We start from the raw sequence: 18,945 nt of genomic DNA on the forward strand, positions 1-18,945 counted from the left end.
CCGTCTGCCGACGTGCCGCGCTGACGGCCACCCGGCTGCTGCGCTGACGGCCAACCGTTCGCTGAGGTGTGCGGCTGGTGCTCAGCTGATTGCCGATGCGGACTGCAGGCGTTCAGCCGTCTGTCGACGTGCTGCGCTGACGGCCAGCCGTTCGCCGAGGCGTGCGGGTGCTGCTCAGCTGATTGCCGATGCGGACTGCAGGCGTTCAGCCGTCTGTCGACCCGTGCCGAAGTCGTTCAGCACTCAATGACGTTCACCGCGAGACCGCCCTCACTCGTCTCCTTGTACTTAGTCGACATGTCGAGGCCGGTCTGACGCATCGTCTCAATCACAGCATCGAGCGAGACCACGTGAGTGCCATCGCCATTCAACGACAAACGCGCCGCCGTGACCGCCGTCGACGACGCGATGGCATTGCGCTCAATGCACGGCACCTGCACGAGACCCGCGACCGGGTCACACGTGAGGCCCAGATGATGCTCCATTGCGATCTCAGCAGCGTTCTCGACCTGCGCCGGCGTCCCACCGAGAACCGCACACAGCGCCCCGGCCGCCATCGCACACGCAGAACCCACCTCGGCCTGGCAGCCGCCGACAGCACCCGAGATCGACGCATTCGCCTTGAACAACGTCCCGATCGCCGTTGCCGTGAGCAGATACGTACGCATACCCTCCACGCTCGCGCCATCCACAAAGGTCAAGTAGTAACGCCCCACCGCAGGGATGATGCCGGCCGCACCGTTGGTGGGTGCCGTGACGACCCGCCCGCCTGAAGCATTCTCTTCGTTGACCGCAAGCGCGTAGGCGAGCAGCCACTCACCGGGAAGAGAGCGTCCGTTCTCGGCCTCGGTGGTCTCAAGCTTTTCACGCAGCGCCTTGGCACGCTTCGCCACCATGAGGGGCCCGGGAAGCGTTCCGCCTGTCGCCAGACCGTTGTCGATGCAGGCATCCATCACACGCCAGAGCTCGTCGAGCCCGGCGTCCACCTCATCGCTTCCGCGCAGCGATTCCTCATTGCGGCGTGCGATCTGAGCGATATCGGTGTCATGCGCGGCGCAAAGCTCGAGCAGTTCCTCCGCACTGCGATACTGCAGCGGAACCTCGTTCGTTGCCTCGTTATCGTCGTCGCCCTCGCGTTGGATGAACCCGCCGCCGACCGAAAAGTAGGTGTGTTCCATCAGCGGAACCGCGCTGTCAGACCAGGCAGCAAGCGTCAGGGCATTCGGATGCTGGAGGCGCGTACGGGGTTCGAGCGCAACGTCGTCGTGTTCGAAGTCGATACGGTGCTCGCCACCGAGCGCGAGGGCACCTGCTCCGGCGGCAGCATCCCAGGCCCCGCGAACGAGGTCGGGGTCGCAGGTTGTCGGCTCGAGCCCCGCAAGGCCCGCGACAATCGCATCAGGTGTTCCGTGGCCGAGGCCCGTCGCTCCGAGGGAGCCGTAAAGAGCGCATCCAATGCGGCGCACGTGGGGGAGATCGCCAGACTCGCGAAGCCGCCTGACGAAGTCGATGCTTGCCCGCATAGGGCCGACTGTGTGCGAACTCGACGGTCCGATGCCGATCGAGAACAGGTCGAACACTGAAACGTACATGCTCCTCCTTGAACCGCCTCCAGGTTACGTCTCATTCACTGACTCTCGGGCGATCTGCGCGAACTCACGGCGTACACTGCCGGTGTGACCGAGACGTTCGTGAAAGCAGGACCGAACCCACCAGGAGAAGCCGCCGGATTACGGTGGCTGGCCGAAGCGCAGGCGAACGGCGGTGCCCGCATTGCCGAGGTCATCGATGTGACAGATCAACGTCTGGAGATCGAGCACATCGAGGGCGCTCCGCCGAGTTCCGACGGTGCGCGTGCCTTCGGGCGAGCACTTGCACGCACCCACGCGGCAGGAGCCGACTGGTGGGGGTGCCCGCCGGATGGCTGGCAGGGCCCGGCGTGGGTCGGGAACTCACAAACACCACTCGTCGTCGACCGGGACTTGGCTCCGAGAACGTGGGGGCAGTTCTACGCACGGCACCGGATCGAGGATTTTGCGCGACGTCTTCGGCAGAACGGTGTGATCGATGCCGATGATGCGCGGCTCTACGATCGGCTGGCTGCGCGGCTCGACGACGGTGCCTACGATGCGGCACAACCGCAGCTCGTCGCCGAAGCCGGTCACGATGTGGCCCGCGTTCACGGCGACATGTGGTCGGGGAATGTGCTGTACGACGGAGCGTCGTCGGGTGCAGCACTCATCGACCCCATGGCCCACGGCGGCCACGCCGAAACCGACCTGGCGACGTTGTCAGTGTTCGGTTTTCCGTTCCTCGACGATGTGTACGCGGGGTATGACGAAGCGTCGCCGCTCGCCGACGGCTGGCGCGACCGCATCGGCCTGCACCAGCTGGGCATCGTGATCATGCACGCGCACCTCTTCGAAGGCAGCTATGTGACAATGTCGGCGCGGCTCGCCGCGCAGTATGCGTGACGTCGCGTGCGCAGCCGAACGTCAGATGTAGCCTGAGCAGATGCCAGCGATTGTGACCGCGGAGACCGTGTGGATCTGACCACCGCCCTCATCGCCGCCGTTGCGATTTTCATCGGAACAATCCTGCAGCGGTTGTCCGGCACCGGCGTGGGGCTCGTGGTCGCACCGATCCTGACCGTGCTGCTCGGGCCGGTCGCGGGCATCCTCGTGACCAATGCCACAACCGTCGTCTCGGGTCTCCTGATTCTGCTGTCACTGCGCCGCAACATCGAATGGAAACGGTATTTGGGCTTCCTCCCGGGAATCATCGTCGGTGCCATTGCCGCGTCCTTCGTCGTCCGTGCCGCACCCGCCAGCTGGCTGCAGATCCTCATCGGAGCGATCGTTCTTCTCGCTCTCGCGACGACGTTCGGTGTTCCGAATCTGCCCGTGGTTAGAACCCGAGCACTTGGCCCCGTCACCGGTGCCGTCGGTGGGTTCTTCAACACGTGCGCCGGCGTGGCGGCACCAGTCATGGTGATTGATGCCACGCTGACGCGCTGGAACCAGACCTCGTTTGCCGCAACGATGCAGCCCACATTCCTGACGATGGGACTGCTTTCGGTCATCTCGAAGATCAGCCTCGGTGCCACGACGTTGGCGGAGCTACCTCCGCTGTGGACGTTCGGCGTGATCATCGTCATCGTCGTTGCGGGCATCGTCATCGGCAGCATCCTGAGTTCTCGCGTGTCCTCGCGCGCCGCCCGCAACACAGCGATTACCCTCGCCGCGATTGGAGGTGCTGCAGCCCTGATCAGAGGTGTGGTGGCGTTGTGAACCCGATGGCGTCGCCGTCTGCAACCACTGTCGTCAACTCAGCGAAGGAGCTGTCATGTCAACGTCAGAACGTGTGAAATCACCGGGCCAGCTCGATACCGGAATCGAAAAGAAGACAAACAGACGACGATGGACCGGCTTCGCACTCGGTCTCATCCTCGCTATCGTCGTGTTTCTCGCGATGCCCGCCGATCTCGATCATTCTCCAAAAATCACGGCGGCCACGGCCGTGCTCATGGGCGTCTGGTGGATGACCGAGGCGATTCCCATCCCGGCGACGGCGCTTTTGCCCGTACTCATCTTTCCCCTCGCAGCGATGGTCGACTCCAACGGGGATTCCATCGGGTTCGATGATGTCGGAGCCTCCTACGGAAACCACATCATCTTCCTCTTCATGGGGGGATTCCTCATCGCCCTGGCGATGCAGCGCTGGAATCTGCATCGGCGTATCGCATTGCACATTGTGCGCCTCATGGGCGGAAAGTCGCAGCCGATGATCGGCGGTTTCATGATCGCCACCGGATTCATCAGCATGTGGGTGTCGAACACTGCAACCGCCGTCATGATGCTGCCGCTCGGCACATCCGTGCTCGTCCTGGTCTCAGAGCAGATGTCAGACGGGAAGGAGACGGCGGAAGGCCCTGAGAAGGGCGTGGCGAGCAAGGTTCACGATGTGATCCGCACGAATTTCGGGACCGCTCTGATGCTCGGCATCGCATACTCCGCCTCGCTCGGGTCGCTGAGCACTATTATCGGCACGCCGCCCAACACGTTGCTGGTCGGATACCTGGCGAGTAACCACGATATTCACATTGGCTTTGGCCAGTGGATGCTGGTGGGGCTGCCAATCGCCATCGTCTTCACGTTCTTGTGCTGGTTCCTCCTCACGCACGTCCTGTTCAAACCAGAGATCTCGGAGATTCCCGGGGGTCGCGAGCTCGTCGCCAATGAGCTGCGCAAGCTGGGCCCGATGGCGACGGGGGAGAAGCTCGTGCTCACCGTCTTCGCATTGGCCGCCGTGAGTTGGATCTTCATTCCCGTCATCTTCGAGGACCCGCCCATTGACGATGCGGGAATCGCGATCGCGGCCGGGCTTGTGCTCTTCCTCTTCCCCGCGAAGGCCAACCGAGGGGTCAAGCTACTCGACTGGGACTCAGCGGTCGAGCTTCCGTGGGGAGTGCTGCTGCTTTTCGGAGGCGGACTCGCCCTCTCGGCGCAGTTCACGGAGTCGGGGCTGTCGAAGTGGATCGGCACGCAAGCTGAAGCTGTTGGCGTGCTGCCGGTGGTCCTGATCGTGGCCATCATCACGACGCTGATCATCTTCCTCACCGAGCTGACGAGCAACACGGCCACGGCGGCGACGTTCCTGCCCGTCGTCGGCGGTGTCGCTCTCGGCGTGGGCCTCGACCCGCTGCTGCTCACCATCCCGACGGCTCTCGCCGCGTCGTGCGCGTTCATGCTCCCGGTCGCCACACCACCGAACGCTGTCGCCTTCGGTTCCGGGTATGTGACGATCGGCTCCATGATCAAGGGAGGAATCTGGCTGAACCTGATCGGGATCGTTCTCGTGACGGCGACCACAATGACCCTTGCCGTCTGGGTCTTCGGCATCAGCTACTGAGGCCAAGCGCGTGCGGCCGGTGCTGTCACCGGCTGCACGCGCATGTCAGCGGGGGTGCGCGCCTCGTACCCAGACTGCGCGCTCTTCCACGGCAGAAAGATGCTCACACTGTTCGCTCTGTGAGGCGCTGCCGTTGTTCAGCTGGCCCTCCCGCTGTGACACAGTTGCGACATGGCCGCGATCATGCGGTGAAGACGCGTGACCAGACTCGTGTCTATGCCCCAACAGACACCATTACGCGTTCGCGAGCAATCACGCGGACGGTCAACGCAATCGTACGTGTCCGCCCTGGACGGTTTGCGCGGCGCCGCCGTCAGCGGAGTCGTGCTCTTCCATACCGGGTATCTCTCCGGCGGCTTCCTCGGCGTCGACTTGTTTTTCGTGCTCTCCGGTTTTCTCATTACGGGACAGCTCGTGAACGAGGCAGCAGACACTGGTCGTGTTCACCTTGTGCGTTTCTGGGGGCGCCGACTGCGACGGCTCTTTCCCGCGTTAGCGCTCATGATGGGCGTCACGGCTCTGACAGTGTGGGCGCTGGAGCGAGCACGAATCGCACCTTGGCGCAGCGGCCTGGTCAGCACAACGCTATCTGACGGGCTCTGGGCCCAGTTGAACATCATTAACTGGCACTTGATCGCTGAGGATGCAAGCTACTGGGATGCGTTCGGGCAGTCGCGTGTCTTCGAGCATCTCTGGAGTATCGCTGTCGAAGAGCAGTTCTACCTGGTCTGGCCACTCATTATCGGCCTCGTCATCGCGGTCACGGCGTGGGGGCGCCGACACGGGCACGCGCAGTTTGATGTCTCGGTCATCGTCATAGCGGGAGTGTTCTCGGTTGCGTCTTTCATTGTGATGATCGCCGCCGTCGACCCCGCGGATCCCACCCGGGTCTATACGGGAACGGACTCCCGGGCATTTTCTCTCGTGATAGGAGCAGCTGCTGCGACCCTTCCCATCCGTCGGCTCTGCGAACGTGCGGTGACCGCTTATCCGAGAGCAGCGACCGGAGTGATCGGAGCTCTCGGGGTGGCGCTTGCTGCGGCATGGGTCGCAGCGGACGGAATATCGACGCCGGGGCTCTTTACCGGAGGTCTGTTCGTTCACGCAGTCATATGTGCCGCGCTCATCGCGCTTGTTGCCACGGTGACACGGCAGCATGTGACGAACAATGACGGGTCTCAGACTGACGGGGCTCAAAGACTGCCGGTTCCCGTGCGCTTGCTGCAGAATCGTCAGCTGGTGTGGCTCGGAGGAATTTCCTACAGCCTGTATCTGTGGCACTGGCCGGTGATCACGCTGATTCCCGCTCACGGCGACTCAGAGATCGGGATGCTGATGCACACCGCAGTCGTCATTGGAATTTCGCTCGCTGCGGCAGCGGCGTCACGGTACTTCGTGGAAGACCCCATTCGGTTCCGCGCTCGGTGGGCACGCGGACGAGCCGGGCTCGGTGCTCTTCTCGCAGTTTCAGTCCTGCTGCTTCTTTTCTGGGTGGTCGTGCCTCACATGGAGTCAACAGTCATCGACGTCAGCGTGTTGTGACGCGCGGGATTCATTGATTGGCAGTGTCTGCGGTGAGCAGCAGCTTACGGAAGCACTGGGCAGGTGCGCGTCGTGTCAGAACCGACGGTGAAGTGGACGGTCACCGTGGTATCGGGCGATCCGCCCGACTGAATGTGGCTCGCGAGTGCGGTGCAGACGATTTGATCCGTGCCCACATCAGTCGCCTCCGTCGCCGTCAAAGGAACGACGATTGACATCTGATCACCGCTGAGCCGTACTTCGGTGCGGGTGACTGTTGTGGGCGTCAGGGCGGTGGTCAGCCCAGACGAACCTGGGCCCGTCAGCAGGAGCGCGATGGCGTCCTGCACGCTTCCAAGCCGACCGGTATCACGCTGCTGCGCGGTGAGGGTGCCGGAGGAGTCGTAGAAGTACAGCGTCATCCCCGCCGAAACACCGGTTGGTGCAGCCGCACCCTGCTCGACGCCAGAAGGCCCGAGCCCGCATCCTGAGAGCGCGAGCGCGATGCTTCCTATCGCAAGTGCGCTCACGATTCGCTGTCTCATCTGTGATCCTCCTCTGGCGTCTCGCTCGCGTCTGGCTCGCCCAGCGGGAGCCACAGCGTAAACACAGCTCCGCCGCCATCTCGGTTCTCTGCGGTCAGAGTTCCGCCGTGCGCGAGAGCGTTCTCGCGGGCAATGGCCAGCCCGAGACCGCTCCCGTGCGCGCGCGTGCGCGTCGTGTCTGCTTTATAGAATCGCGTGAAGACATGTGCGAGATCGTCCGGCGGAATCCCCGGGCCCGAGTCGATCACGGCCACACTCACACCACCATCGCGCGTTGACATCTCGACGTGCACGGGGGCGCGACCATGCGTGAGGGCGTTCCCGATGAGGTTGGCGAGAATCACATCCAGACGAGCCCGATCTGCGCGCACGGTGACGGAGCGCCCGTTGGCGCTGCGTGCGGGACCTCTGGTGATGCGAACATCATCAGACCAGCCGCGAACGCTGACGCATTCGCGCGCGACCTCGGCGATGTCGACTGTCTCTCTCCGCACCTGCGTGGTTCCCGCGTCGAAGCGAGCGACCTCCATGATGTCTTCGACGAGAGCCACCAGACGCTGTGTCTCGTGAAATGCCAGCTCGGCGGATTCGCGAGCGTCGTCGTCGCTCAGGTCGGCGTGATCCGCGCGCGCGAGCACGTCATGGAGCACCTCGACAGCCGCAGTCAACGTGCTCAACGGAGTGCGGAGCTCATGCGAGACATCGGCGGCGAAACGACGAGAGCCTTCCTCCATCTGCGCCAATGACTCCATTGAGCTCTGAAGCGACTCGGCCATCTCATTGACCGTCCGGGTGAGCTGTGCCAATTCGTCGACTCCTGCCGACTCTGAACGTGCCGTGAGATCCCCAGCGGCGAGGCTCTGCGCCGTCGCGCGAAGACGAGCGATGGGGCGCAAGACGCTTCGCGACGCGAGGATCGCGAGAAGCACGGCCAGTGGGAGGACGAGTGCCGTCGTGACCGCCGCGCCTCGCACAAGAGCATCCACTTGCTGGCCAACGTCGGTGAGATCGTATGCCGCGTACACCTCGATTCCCGAGGGCGCCCGCTCTCCCTCGGGGGACGTGATCATGACCGGTGTGCCGATCACGAGCCAGGAGGTGCCGTCGGCTTCCACTCGCTGCGTCGATACGCGAGCGTCATCGCTGCGCTCCTGCGCCGTGATTGCCGCGCGCAGATCTGAAGGAACCGATTCCCATCCCGATGCGAAGAACCCGCTGCTTGAGGTGTTGCCGTCGAAACCGACAAGAGCGTTCACCCCCACGGCGTTTCTGAGCTGATCGAGCGAGTCTTGGCGCGGGGGATAGCGCACGGACGGGGACACCTGGGTGACGCGACTGATCAGATCTGCCGCTGCGGAGTCGGTATGGGAGCTGATGAGCGATGCTGTGGACTGCTGAACACCAGCCCACGCGGCAGCTGCGGCGCCCAGCACCATGACCGCAACGAACGTCCCGATGAGGCGGCCACGCAGCCCAGACGAGGCGCGGAGTGCTCTCAGCATCCACGAGGGCATCATGCTCGCCTGAACCTATAGCCGAACCCGCGGACGGTCTCGACATACTCGGGTTGTGCGGGGTCGCGCTCGATCTTCGAGCGCAATCTCATCACGCCGTTGTCGACGAGCCGAGAGTCTCCGAGATACCCCTGCTCCCACACCTCTTCGAGCAGCTGTTCACGGCTGAATACCCGACCGGGAACACGCGACAGTGTCAAGAGCAATCGCAATTCGGTGGGAGTGAGGCTCACCGCGTGACCGTCGACGGTGACGGCGAGCGACACCGTATCGATCTGCAGGCCACCGTGTACGCGAACCCCATCGACATCGCTCACCGAACGGCGCAGAACGGCGCGAATGCGAGCGTCCAAGACCGTCGGCTGCACGGGCTTCGTGACGTAGTCGTCAGCGCCCGCCTCGAGCCCGGTGATGATGTCGAAGTCATCACCACGAGCCGTCAGCATGATGATCGGCGTCTGGGCGCGTTCTCGGATTCTGCGGCACACCTCGAACCCGTCGATTCCGGGGAGCATCACATCGAGAATCACGACGTCGACATCGCCCTCGCCAAAGCGCGTCAGCGCGGCCTCACCGTCTTCTGCCGTCTCGACATCGTGGCCGTGTCGCTTGAGAGCGAGTTGCATGCCGCGGCGCACAAACTCGTCGTCCTCAACCAGAAGGGCCACAACCATGCCCACATGCTACGTGCTCGCCCCCGAAACAAGGAGGCCGAGACAGGATCTTGTGACAGGACTGCGACACGGCGAGGGTGGAGCTGCGACATCGGCTTGTGAGAGTCGAACTATGACAAACCCAACGAATAATTCAGATGCAACTTCGCCCTCGAGGCATCGCGTCGCACAGCCGGTTCGTGCTGTCGCTGCGCTCACCACAGCTTTGGCTGCGTTCGCGCTGACCGCCTGCGGAACCAACCCCAACGCGAGCTCCGCGGAAAGCCAGGGCTGGACGGAATCATCGCAGGCCGCCGAGGCAGGCCTCTCGCCCGTGCTTTTTCTTGGTGATTCCGTCGCAGCGGGTCAGGCAGCGGCGCTGAGGCAGGGCCTGGCAGAGAGCGGCGTGAAGTTCGTCGACGCGACGTCGGTGGGAGGGGGAAACGTTGTGGGCCCCAACGCCGAGAAGCAGTGGGACACCCTTCCAGACCAGCTTGAGGATGCCGACGGCGGGGTCGTGATGTATCAGGTGACGACGTACGACTGGGGGTCTCCGGATGAACAGCGTGACGCCTACCGGCGACTCGCAGAAGCGACGTCGAGGAATGATGCCGACCTGATCTTCATCTCGATGCCGCCGCTGGCGCCCGACGATTTCTACGCGCCCCATATGGATGAGCTCGCGGCGGCGAACGAGCAGGCCAAGAGCGTCGCAGACGATCTCGACGGTGTCGAGTATCTCGATGCCAGCGCCGTCTGGGGTGATGACTTCTCGCGAAAACACGATGGCGCGATCGACCGAAGCGACGACGGCATCCACACGTGTCCGCAGGGAGCCGCGCGCTTCACCAGCTGGGCTCTCGACGAGCTCGCGGCGCTGTATTCGGGATTCACTCCCGCGGAACCTGACGCCTGGGCGAACACGGGCTGGGCAGACAGCGATGTGTTTCATGGCTGCTGATCCACACGGCGGCGGCTCGTGCGAACGGAATCTCGTCCGCACGAGCCGCTGTCACCGGCCGCACGCGCATGTCAGCGCCATGACAGTGCCGTGAAAGTGGAGCGTCGGAGTCTTGTTCCTGATGAAAGGAACACCTATGACATCCACAGAACTCGCCGTCGATGCGACCGGGCTCGTCAAGACCTTCGGCACAAACCGCGCCGTCGACGGCGTCGACCTCGCCGTCCGTGCCGGGAGCATCTACGGAGTTCTCGGCCCCAACGGGGCAGGCAAGACCACAACCATCAGCATGCTCGCCACGCTTCTGAGGCCAGACGGCGGAAGCGCCCGCATCTTCGGGCACGATGTTCAACGCGACGCCGGCATCGTCCGCCAGCTGATCGGCGTGACCGGGCAGTACGCTTCGGTCGACGATTCCCTCAGCGCCATCGAGAACCTCGTGCTCTTCGGCCGGCTCCTCGGCCTGAGCGGCCGTGACGCCAAACGCATAGCGAAGAACCTGCTCGATGAATTCTCACTGAGCGATGCGGCCACCCGCCCGCTGAAGAAGTTCTCGGGCGGAATGCGCCGGCGCCTCGACCTCGCAGCCAGCCTGATCGCCCAGCCGCCGCTCATCTTCCTCGACGAGCCCACGACCGGGCTCGACCCGCGCACCCGCAACCAGATGTGGGACACCATCCGTCGCCTGGTCGCAAACGGCTCCACGGTCATGCTGACCACCCAATACCTCGATGAAGCCGACCAGCTGGCCGACCGCATCGCCGTGATCGACACGGGACGAGTCGTCGCCGAGGGAACGGCGGACCAGCTCAAAGCATCCGTCGGTGCCTCCGCCCTGCAGGTCACGCTGACCGATGCACACGACACGGATGCTGCCGTGCAGACCATGCGCGATGTGCTCGGTTTCCGCGGCAACCCCGCCTTCCGCGGCGATCAGATCAGTGTGCCCATGGCCGATGCCGATCGCGTGACAGACCTGCTGGTCGAACTGCGATCTCGCGGCATCCACCTCGCCGAGATGAGCGTGCAGAAGCCGACGCTCGACGAGGTCTTTCTCTCCATTACCGGCCACGGCGCTGAGCCCGCAGCCGACGAGCTCGAAGGAGCACACGCATGAGCACAGCATCTCTCGATACAGCATCCCGTGGCCCGGCATCCCCGGGCTCCCCGTCAGACAGCGTTCTCGGCAGGCCGCTCACCAACTCGGTCAGCCTGGCCGACACCGTTTCGCACTCTCTCTCGATGGCCAAGCGTGGGCTTCTCAAGATCAAACGCACGCCGGAGCAACTCATCGATGTGACCGTGCAGCCGATCATTTTCACCCTGATGTTCACCTACATCTTCGGCGGCGCGATCTCCGGGGACATTGCGAGCTACCTGCCCGTCATCATCCCCGGCATCCTCGTGCAGACAGTCATCACCACGTCCGTCGTGACGGGAGTTCAACTGCGTGAAGACATGGACAAGGGCGTGTTCGACAGGTTCCGCTCGCTGCCCATCGCCCGCATCGCGCCGCTCGCCGGTGCGCTGCTCGCCGACACCGTGCGCTACACGATCGCCACGACCCTCACATTCGTGATGGGCTTCATCATGGGATGGCGTGCCTCGGGCGGCATCGGCAGCGTCGTGCTCGCGGGCCTCGCGGTCATCGTCTGTGCGTGGGCGATCAGCTGGATCTTCGCCTTCTTCGGCGTCATCGCACGAACAGCATCCAGCGTTCAGGGCATCTCAATGATCATCCTGTTCCCACTGACATTCCTGTCAAACGCCTTCGTTCCGGTCGAGACGATGCCCGACTGGCTGCAGGGCTTCGTGCACGTCAACCCGATTTCGCACCTCGTGACAGCGGTGCGAGAACTGGCCAACAACGGTGTCGTGGGTGCCGACCTCGTGATCTCGCTCATCGGCGCCGCCGTGATCGTTGCCGTGTTCGCCCCGCTGACCGTACGTGCATACATGCGCAAGGCGTAGTCGCGAAGACTGCCCGGGTACATCCCACCGTGCCCGGGCCGGAACGGATGCTGTCACCCCGGCAGCATCCGTTCTACGCTGTGAACGGTACCTGCGCGCGAACATCGCCTCCACGGGTTCGCTCGGCCCGCACGCCGAGCAGACCGCTCAACATCTCAACCTGAAGGGAGACGCGATGGAGACGATCCTCATCATCGCCGTCCTCGGTCTCATCGTGATCGCGGCCGTCACCACGTTTGCGTCGCGGCTCGGCGTCGCCGCTCCGCTTCTGCTCGTCGTGCTCGGCATCGGAATCACGCTGTTCCCGGCCGTTCCCGCGATCGAGATCGACCCCGAATGGATCCTCGCCGGTGTGCTGCCCCCGCTGCTCTATTCGGCGTCGGTGTCCATGCCGTCCGTCGACTTCCGCCGCGAGTTCACGGCGATCGGCGGGCTATCCGTCGCTCTCGTCGTCGTCAGCAGCATCCTGTTGGGCCTGTTCTTCTGGTGGGTCATCCCCGATATTTCTCTCGCCTGGGGCATCGCGCTGGGAGCCGTCGTCAGCCCAACGGATGCTGTCGCCACATCGATCGTCAAGGGGCTCGGCGTCTCACCGCGCATCGTCACAATGCTCGAGGGCGAAAGCCTGCTGAACGACGCGACGGCGCTGGTGATGCTGCGCACCGCAATTGCAGGAGCAGCGGCTGCCGTGTCGTTCTGGGGTGTGCTGGGCGACTTCGTCTATGCGATCCTCGTCGCGACGGCGATCGGTGCCGTCGTCGGCTGGCTGAACCTCGCCGTGCGCTCGCGAATCACCGATGCAACAGTGGGCACGGTGATCTCGTTCGCTGTGCCGTTTATCGCGTCGATTCCGGCCGAGATGCTCGGGGCGTCTGGTCTCGTCGCCGCCGTCGTCGCCGGGCTGGTGACCGGGCGTGGCGCGCTGAAACGCCTGACGCCGTGGCACCGGCTGACCGAGCAGCAGAACTGGCGCACGATCGAGCTGCTGCTCGAAAGCGCTGTCTTCCTGCTGCTCGGACTCGAGCTGATGGGCATCGTGAAAGACGTCATCGCCAGCCATGACGGTGTTCTTCCCGCCGTACTCGTGGCACTCGCGGCGCTCGTTCTCACCGTCGTCGTGCGCAGCGGCTACGTGTCGCTTCTCGTGAACTCACTGCAACGGCGTGCCCGGAGACACGAGCGGATGCGGAAGCGCATCACGATCATCAAAAAGCGGTTCGACGAACGCGACGCCTTCCTCTCGGGAGCGCCGCTGCCCGAAGACTCACCGTTGCGCGGGCTCAGCGCAGGACCCTTCGGCGGCTCCGCTCCGGGCCACAACGAGGAATCCACCGGAGAGGGCACCGCTGGAGAGGGATCTGCCGGAGAGGGCGCCGCCGGAGAGGGCACTGCCGGAGAAGGCGCCCCAAACGACACCGGACCGTTTCTCGCTGGATCAGCCCCTCAGGACGCTGTTTCTCCGATCGGACCCTTCTCACCGGGTCAGCGCCCTCCCTTTCCCGCAGCAGCCGGACGCCCGCCGTTTCCCGGCCGCGAGGGCCAGCCGTTCCTCGGCCGCGAGGGCCAGCCGTTCCCACGACCGACGATGGGAGCACGTGCCGTGCAGCGCATCGAGCGCCTCCGCGCGCGCATCACGCGGATGGTCGCCGATGTCAACTACTTCCTCGAGAGGCCGTTCGGCTGGCGCGAGGGAACCGTCGTCGTGTGGGCCGGTATGCGCGGCGCCGTGACCGTTGCTGCAGCACAGACCTTCCCCGCCGACACGCCGCACCGGTCGACGCTCGTCCTGATCGCATTCCTCGTCGCCGCCGTCTCACTGCTGCTGCAGGGCGGGACGCTGAAATGGGTCATCTCCCGCGTGAAGCCGCGCCCCGAACCGGCCGGTGCCTTAGCCGACGAACGGCGCCGTCTGGCGACCATGCTCGAAGAGACCGCTGAGGCGAAACGCGCGGCGGCTGCCGCTGACGGGGGAGAGGCTGACGAGATGATGATCATCACGGCACAGCGCGATGCCCTGCTGCGCGTGCGTGACGACGGCACGTTCTCGACGGACACGCTCTCGCGCGCGCTGGACGTGCTGGACGCCGAGCAGATCAGCGTCGAGCTGCGCCACGGTCAGTGACGGCTGGCCGCACCGCCACGCTCGGTGACGGCTGGGCGCACCGCCACGCTCGGTGACGGCTGGGCGCACCGCTACGGTCGGTGACGGCTGGGCGCACCGCTACGGTCGGTGACGGCCGATCGCGTTGCCGCGAGGTTGTCAAGCAGCGTGACGATGCGGTCGAGCCGCCCGATCGGGGTGTGGGATGCTGCCCGAGCACGTGCCTCGGCGACAGCATCCGCCCCGCAGGTCGCCTCCGCACGGTCGAGCAGTGTCCGTTCGGCAAGCACAGCGAAGTCGCGCCGGTAGCCCATGCGCTCGGCCAGCAGAATCAGCTCGACCCCGATAGCCGCGGATTCGGCATCGTCAAGGGCGATCGCTCCGATGGCAGCGACTCCCGATCCGACGACGGGCTGATCTGTCGACCAGCCCCGCAGGCGGATCAGCGCGCGGATCCGAGCCGATAGGCGGTCGCCGTCGGCGATGATCGATTCGCGCGGTGCACCGGCGCGCTGCCGCGTCAGTGCACGTGTCGCCATCGCCAGCACGAGCCACGGCGCTGACCGCCCGCCCGTGGTCTCCAGCAGCGCTTGCGCATCGTCGAGCGAGGCGACGGCGTCGCTGTACCGCTCCTCGTGCACAGCGAGCTCGGCGTCCAGGGTCAGGAGGAGCCCCCGCAGTTCGCCCGGAGCGTCGTCGTTGAGTTCGTCCAACATGCTGCGGGCGACGGACGGATCACCCAGTTGAAGCTGCGTCAGCGACAGCATCCACCGGGCCTGCGCTCTGTCGCCGTCTGCGTCGATCTGGGCGAGAGTATCTGCCGCCCTGTGCGCCCAGGGGATGACTTCGCTCGCGCGCCCGTTCTGACTGAGCAGCTGCGCGACTGTCGAGGCGGCCGCGCTCTGCAGCCACGTGTCGCCGAGAGCAATGGCTCGGCTGTAGGCGGCACGACCGTAGGCGACGGCTCGCTCGAACTCGCCGAAGTTCTCGGCTCCGTTCGCGCCGAGAGAGCCCGCGTAGGCTGCCCGCGCATCATCAGCCGAGCGCAGCTGTGCATCGAACCAGGCGAACATGCTCTCCATGCCGTCGTCGGTGTTCGCAGACGGCAGCGATAGCAGCTCGGCGAGGACCAGCGCACGGGAGTCGGTGACGGTGCCGGTACGCACGAGGTGCCGGATGCGCGAGATCGCGAGGTAGGCAACACGGCGCGCTCCGACGAGCGTGAACGTCGCCGCCAGCAGAGCCAGCCCGTGAACGGCGACGTTGGCGATGTGGGGCGAAGTCGGGCGCTTCTCCGTCGCGCTCAGAACGTCAGATCCGAACGCCAGGAACTCTTCGTGCTCGCCCCTGATCGACCAGAACAACGACAAGAGCCCGAACAGTGTGTAGACGACATCGCTATGTGCCCGGGCGATTGCGTGACGCAGCGCCGCGACAAGGTTCTCGCGTTCTGAGATCGCGACGGCGAGGGCGTCAAGCTGACCCGGGCCGAGCAGCCGGTCGAACAGGTCGAGCGCGAGGCCGGTGATCCACTGCTCGTATCGCTCCTCGATGGTGGCGCTCTCAGCGGCCTCGTCGAGGCGCTCGCGCGCGAACTCCCGCACGGTCTCCAGAAGGCGATACCGCACGGTGTCGGCGTCTTCGTGCACCTGAACGAGCGATTGCATCACGAGCGCATCGAGATCATCGACAATGTCTGTGCCGTTCGCGGCCATGTGCGCGGCAGCATCCGCTGTGAACCCGTCGACGAAGAGGGACAGACGCCTCAGTGTCTGCCGCTGTCGGGGCTCCAGCAGTTTCCAGCTCCAGTCGATCACGGCAAACAGCGTGCGATGGCGCGCGGGTGCTGAGCGGTCAACAGTCGTGAGCAGCGCAAAGCGGTCACGGAGTCGACGCTCGATGTCGGTGAGCGACAGGGAGCGTACCCGGGCCGCCGCCAGTTCGATGGCCAGGGGGAGGCCGTCGAGGCTTGCGCAGATGCGGCTGACGGCGTCCAGAGGAAGATCGGCGCCCGGGCGCACAGCGCGGGCACGCTGCAGAAAGAGGGCGACCGCGGGACCGGGCGCGCCGCCCTCCGTGAGGGCGAGGGCGGGCAGAGCCACGACCTGCTCACCTTCGATCGCGAGAGGGGAGCGGCTTGTCGCGAGGATGCGCAATGAAGGAACGGCGCTGAGCAGGTCGTCTGCGAGATCTGCTGCCGCGTCGACGAGGTGCTCGCAGTTGTCGAGAATGAGAAGTGTCTCGTTGTCGGCAAGCGCGGCGATCACCCGCGAGCGCACGTCGGTGCGCACCATGGGGTCGGACATTCGGGCGACCGAGCTGATCGTGCGGATGCCGAGGGTCGTCGTCACCGTGATGAGAACGTCGTCTGGGCTCGTCGCCCCCGCGAGCTCGACGACGACAGTGACGGGCGCAGTCGACCGGCGCGCGACCTCCTGCGCAAGGCTGGTTTTTCCGAGCCCGCCGACTCCGAGGATCGTCGTCAGCCGATGCGTTGCAATGCTGTGCTCGACCTCGTCGATGTCACCGTCGCGCCCGATCAGCGGGCTGCGGCGCGTGCGCACGCCGACCTGCTGCTGCCGCTGCTCGGTGCGCGCCTCACCGCGCAGCAGGCGCGTGTTGAGCGCGACGGCTTCGGTTCCCGGGTCAGTTCCCAGCGCGTCGGCGAGGGATTCGCGCAGCCGGGCGAAGGCGGCGAGGGCCTCAGTGCGTCGTCCTGCGTTCTCGAGCGCGGTCATGAGGCCTACAGCGGCGGGCTCGTCGATCGGGTTCGTCGCGACGAGGTGCTGATAGGCAGTGACGGCTTCTGCCCACTGTTGGCCATCGGCAAGCTGGCGAGCCCGTTGCCGCAGGAACGCGCCGTGCAGCCGGTCGGATTCGCTCCGCAACTCCGTGGCCACCGGCGCCTCACCCAGATCTGCAGCGGCGTCGCCGTGCCAGAGATCATCGCGCCATGCCTCGCCGACCTGCGAGTCGCTGCCTCCGCGAGCGGGTGCATTGACGGCATCCTCGCCCTGAGCCATCGTCCGAGCAGCATCGAGATCTGACGTCACGGTGAGCCGGTACCCGGCGGCGGAACGCTCGATGGCGTCGGAACCGAGCACGGCCCGGGTGCGAGAGACGAGGGTCTGCAGGGACGCCCGCACGTTCTCCGGCAGGTCGTCGCCCCAGACAGCATCCGCGAGCGCATCCGTGCTGAGCGGGTGCGGGCGGGCCAGAGCGAGAGCGGCGATGAGTCGGCGGGGGAGCAGCCCCGTCACCGATGCGTCGTCAACGAGCACCGGACCGAGGACGCGCACGCGCATCGGATCGTCTGTGCTGTCTCCACGCTCGGTCACGTGGCAAGTGTAGTGTCGCCGGACTGTGTAAGCATGGACTCATGACGACGACGCCGTTCGATTGGGATGCCTATTACGAGGCGATGTCGGGGCGCCCGCTGCGCAAGAACCTCGTCGCCGCCCTCGAGCACTGGGGTGATCGGCCGCCCGGGAATGCCGTTGACCTCGGCGCAGGCGACGGTCTCGAGACACGTGAGCTTGCCTCGCGCGGGTGGCAGGTCACGGCGATCGACGGCCATGCCGATCTGAGCACACAGCTGGCCGGGGTGGAAGGCGTCGTGGCACAGCACGCCGATTTCGCGCAGATCACCGAGCTGCCAGCATCCGATCTCGTGGTCGCCGCCTTCTCGTTGCCGTTCTGCCCACCCGCGCATTTCGACCCACTGTGGGGTGCGATCCGCACGTGTCTGCGCCCGGGCGGAATTCTCGCCGTCGAGTTTTTCGGTGTGCGAGATAAGTGGGCCGGAACTCCGGGAATGACCTTCCACACGCACAACGATGTCGAGAGGATGCTGTGGGGGCTTGAGACGCTGCTGCTCGACGAAGACGAGCGCGACGGTCGCGCGTTCGACGGGCCGAAGCACTGGCACGTCTTTCACGTCATCGCCCGATGTCCGGAAGGGGAGCGTCACTCACCCGAACCCTCAACGGACTGAGCAGGCGGTTGACCGAGCGGACGGCGACAGGTGGTCGCGGGCCCGGTAGGTGGGTGCAACGATCAGTAAGTCTGCGGTCTGCGGTCTGCGGGTTGTGGTCTGCGGGTTGCGGCCACCGGTTCAAAATCAGCGGTCAGCAAGCGGTGTGCGATCCGATCAGTATTCTGCGATCAGATCAGCGGTCTGAATCTGCGTTCGCTCAGTCCGCATCAGTGAGGGCGATCTCGTTCGCCATGTCATCGAGAAAGCGAGCGACGATCTGACGCTCGTCGCTCGAAAGTCGTGCCGCGGCGTAGAAGCGCTTTGCCTGCTGGCGGCCGACAGTGTTCAACGCCGCTTCTCGCGTCGTCGGTGTGATCGAGATCGCCAGGGCGCGCCTGTCGTGGGGGTGAGGCTGCCGTGTGATGTGTCCGGCGCGTTCGAGTCGGTCGAGAAGTTTCGTCGTCGACGCCGTCGAGATGGCGAGGTGCGTGGCGATGGCTCCCGGTGTGGCGATCGTGTGACGGTTCTCGGCCACGATCAGGTAGTGCAGGGCGCGCATGTCCGACTGATTGAGCTTCATATACTGCAGAGATGCCTCGGTCAAGCGCTGCTCGGCATCGCGCAGGCGCGCGAGCGAGGCCATGAGGGTGTTGATCTCGCTGACGTCAGCATCCGAGAGGGCAGACCTGTCGACAAGTTCGCTGAACGGATCACTCGCGTCAAGGTCATAGATGCCCGATGACGTTGTCTCAGAATCGTCGCCGGAAACCGTCATGCCGCAAGTCTAGCGGG

General features: G+C 65.1%; 15 protein-coding genes. 9 read left to right on the top strand and 6 right to left on the bottom strand.

The genetic code is table 11. The features are described from left to right. Window positions 1–236: 236 nt before the first annotated feature. Window positions 237–1,592 carry an L-serine ammonia-lyase gene (locus OK352_RS06245; protein WP_265140585.1) on the bottom strand — a complete coding sequence of 452 codons (1,356 nt, stop codon included), beginning with the start codon at window positions 1,590–1,592 and terminating at the stop codon, window positions 237–239. 84 nt (window positions 1,593–1,676) lie between these two features. On the opposite strand from OK352_RS06245, the gene OK352_RS06250 reads away from it, so the two are divergent. From OK352_RS06250 to OK352_RS06265, 4 genes are all read left to right on the top strand, one after another. Further along, the gene (locus tag OK352_RS06250) at window positions 1,677–2,474 is read left to right on the top strand and encodes a fructosamine kinase family protein (protein WP_265140586.1); all 798 of its coding nucleotides are present in this window, start codon (window positions 1,677–1,679) and stop codon (window positions 2,472–2,474) included. A gap of 69 nt (window positions 2,475–2,543) precedes the next feature. Then, a complete protein-coding gene (locus tag OK352_RS06255) occupies window positions 2,544–3,290 on the top strand; it encodes a sulfite exporter TauE/SafE family protein (protein WP_265140587.1) in 747 nt (248 codons plus the stop codon). A 55-nt stretch (window positions 3,291–3,345) separates the two neighbouring features. Then, window positions 3,346–4,911, top strand: coding sequence for an SLC13 family permease (locus OK352_RS06260; RefSeq protein ID WP_265140588.1), 1,566 nt, complete (start codon window positions 3,346–3,348; stop codon window positions 4,909–4,911). Between the two features lie 216 nt (window positions 4,912–5,127). After that, window positions 5,128–6,453: an acyltransferase family protein gene (locus OK352_RS06265; protein ID WP_265140589.1), complete on the top strand. Its 1,326-nt coding sequence runs from the start codon at window positions 5,128–5,130 to the stop codon at window positions 6,451–6,453. Window positions 6,454–6,497: 44 nt separating this feature from the next. On the opposite strand, the gene OK352_RS06270 is transcribed toward OK352_RS06265, so the two are convergent. The 3 genes from OK352_RS06270 to OK352_RS06280 are packed head-to-tail and all read right to left on the bottom strand — an operon-like array spanning window position 6,498 to window position 9,165. Next, a complete protein-coding gene (locus OK352_RS06270) occupies window positions 6,498–6,977 on the bottom strand; it encodes a hypothetical protein (RefSeq protein WP_265140590.1) in 480 nt (159 codons plus the stop codon). Continuing rightward, window positions 6,974–8,479, bottom strand: a complete 1,506-nt coding sequence (locus OK352_RS06275; RefSeq protein ID WP_265140591.1) for a sensor histidine kinase — start codon at window positions 8,477–8,479, stop codon at window positions 6,974–6,976. The genes OK352_RS06270 and OK352_RS06275 overlap by 4 nt, the downstream gene beginning before the upstream one ends. A gap of 11 nt (window positions 8,480–8,490) precedes the next feature. After that, entirely contained in the window at window positions 8,491–9,165 is a 675-nt protein-coding gene (locus tag OK352_RS06280) for a response regulator transcription factor (RefSeq protein WP_265140592.1), read from the bottom strand. Window positions 9,166–9,277: 112 nt separating this feature from the next. Between OK352_RS06280 and OK352_RS06285 the strand changes: the two genes are divergently transcribed. The 4 genes from OK352_RS06285 (at window position 9,278) to OK352_RS06300 (ending at window position 14,198) form a co-directional block, all read left to right on the top strand. Then, window positions 9,278–10,105 carry an SGNH/GDSL hydrolase family protein gene (locus OK352_RS06285; RefSeq protein WP_265140593.1) on the top strand — a complete coding sequence of 276 codons (828 nt, stop codon included), beginning with the start codon at window positions 9,278–9,280 and terminating at the stop codon, window positions 10,103–10,105. A gap of 136 nt (window positions 10,106–10,241) precedes the next feature. Continuing rightward, complete coding sequence (locus OK352_RS06290) at window positions 10,242–11,222, top strand: ATP-binding cassette domain-containing protein (RefSeq protein ID WP_265140594.1); 981 nt, start codon at window positions 10,242–10,244, stop codon at window positions 11,220–11,222. Beyond that, the gene (locus tag OK352_RS06295; protein WP_265140595.1) at window positions 11,219–12,076 is read left to right on the top strand and encodes an ABC transporter permease; all 858 of its coding nucleotides are present in this window, start codon (window positions 11,219–11,221) and stop codon (window positions 12,074–12,076) included. Before OK352_RS06290 ends, OK352_RS06295 begins: the two co-directional genes overlap by 4 nt. Before the next feature lie 175 nt (window positions 12,077–12,251). Beyond that, on the top strand, window positions 12,252–14,198 hold the full coding sequence (locus OK352_RS06300; RefSeq protein WP_265140596.1) for a cation:proton antiporter: 1,947 nt from the start codon (window positions 12,252–12,254) through the stop codon (window positions 14,196–14,198). Window positions 14,199–14,269: 71 nt separating this feature from the next. Here OK352_RS06300 and OK352_RS06305 read toward each other — a convergent pair whose 3' ends face one another. Continuing rightward, entirely contained in the window at window positions 14,270–17,515 is a 3,246-nt protein-coding gene (locus OK352_RS06305; RefSeq protein WP_265140597.1) for an AfsR/SARP family transcriptional regulator, read from the bottom strand. Window positions 17,516–17,556: 41 nt separating this feature from the next. On the opposite strand from OK352_RS06305, the gene OK352_RS06310 reads away from it, so the two are divergent. After that, entirely contained in the window at window positions 17,557–18,171 is a 615-nt protein-coding gene (locus OK352_RS06310; protein ID WP_265140598.1) for a class I SAM-dependent methyltransferase, read from the top strand. A gap of 199 nt (window positions 18,172–18,370) precedes the next feature. On the opposite strand, the gene OK352_RS06315 is transcribed toward OK352_RS06310, so the two are convergent. Then, window positions 18,371–18,928, bottom strand: a complete 558-nt coding sequence (locus tag OK352_RS06315; RefSeq protein WP_265140599.1) for a MarR family winged helix-turn-helix transcriptional regulator — start codon at window positions 18,926–18,928, stop codon at window positions 18,371–18,373. Window positions 18,929–18,945: the final 17 nt, after the last annotated feature.

It is taken from the genome of Microbacterium sp. MPKO10 (genome assembly GCF_026107415.2).
Lineage (GTDB): Bacteria > Actinomycetota > Actinomycetes > Actinomycetales > Microbacteriaceae > Paramicrobacterium.

Excerpts from the sequence above, each read along its gene's own strand:
- OK352_RS06245 (WP_265140585.1), bottom strand. The coding sequence starts at position 1,592 with ATGTACGTTTCAGTGTTCGACCTGTTCTCGATCGGCATCGGACCGTCG.
- OK352_RS06260 (WP_265140588.1), top strand. The coding sequence starts at position 3,346 with ATGTCAACGTCAGAACGTGTGAAATCACCGGGCCAGCTCGATACCGGA.
- OK352_RS06265 (WP_265140589.1), top strand. The coding sequence starts at position 5,128 with ATGCCCCAACAGACACCATTACGCGTTCGCGAGCAATCACGCGGACGG.
- OK352_RS06270 (WP_265140590.1), bottom strand. The coding sequence starts at position 6,977 with ATGAGACAGCGAATCGTGAGCGCACTTGCGATAGGAAGCATCGCGCTC.
- OK352_RS06275 (WP_265140591.1), bottom strand. The coding sequence starts at position 8,479 with ATGCTGAGAGCACTCCGCGCCTCGTCTGGGCTGCGTGGCCGCCTCATC.
- OK352_RS06280 (WP_265140592.1), bottom strand. The coding sequence starts at position 9,165 with ATGGTTGTGGCCCTTCTGGTTGAGGACGACGAGTTTGTGCGCCGCGGC.
- OK352_RS06285 (WP_265140593.1), top strand. The coding sequence starts at position 9,278 with ATGACAAACCCAACGAATAATTCAGATGCAACTTCGCCCTCGAGGCAT.
- OK352_RS06290 (WP_265140594.1), top strand. The coding sequence starts at position 10,242 with ATGACATCCACAGAACTCGCCGTCGATGCGACCGGGCTCGTCAAGACC.
- OK352_RS06295 (WP_265140595.1), top strand. The coding sequence starts at position 11,219 with ATGAGCACAGCATCTCTCGATACAGCATCCCGTGGCCCGGCATCCCCG.
- OK352_RS06300 (WP_265140596.1), top strand. The coding sequence starts at position 12,252 with ATGGAGACGATCCTCATCATCGCCGTCCTCGGTCTCATCGTGATCGCG.
- OK352_RS06310 (WP_265140598.1), top strand. The coding sequence starts at position 17,557 with ATGACGACGACGCCGTTCGATTGGGATGCCTATTACGAGGCGATGTCG.
- OK352_RS06315 (WP_265140599.1), bottom strand. The coding sequence starts at position 18,928 with ATGACGGTTTCCGGCGACGATTCTGAGACAACGTCATCGGGCATCTAT.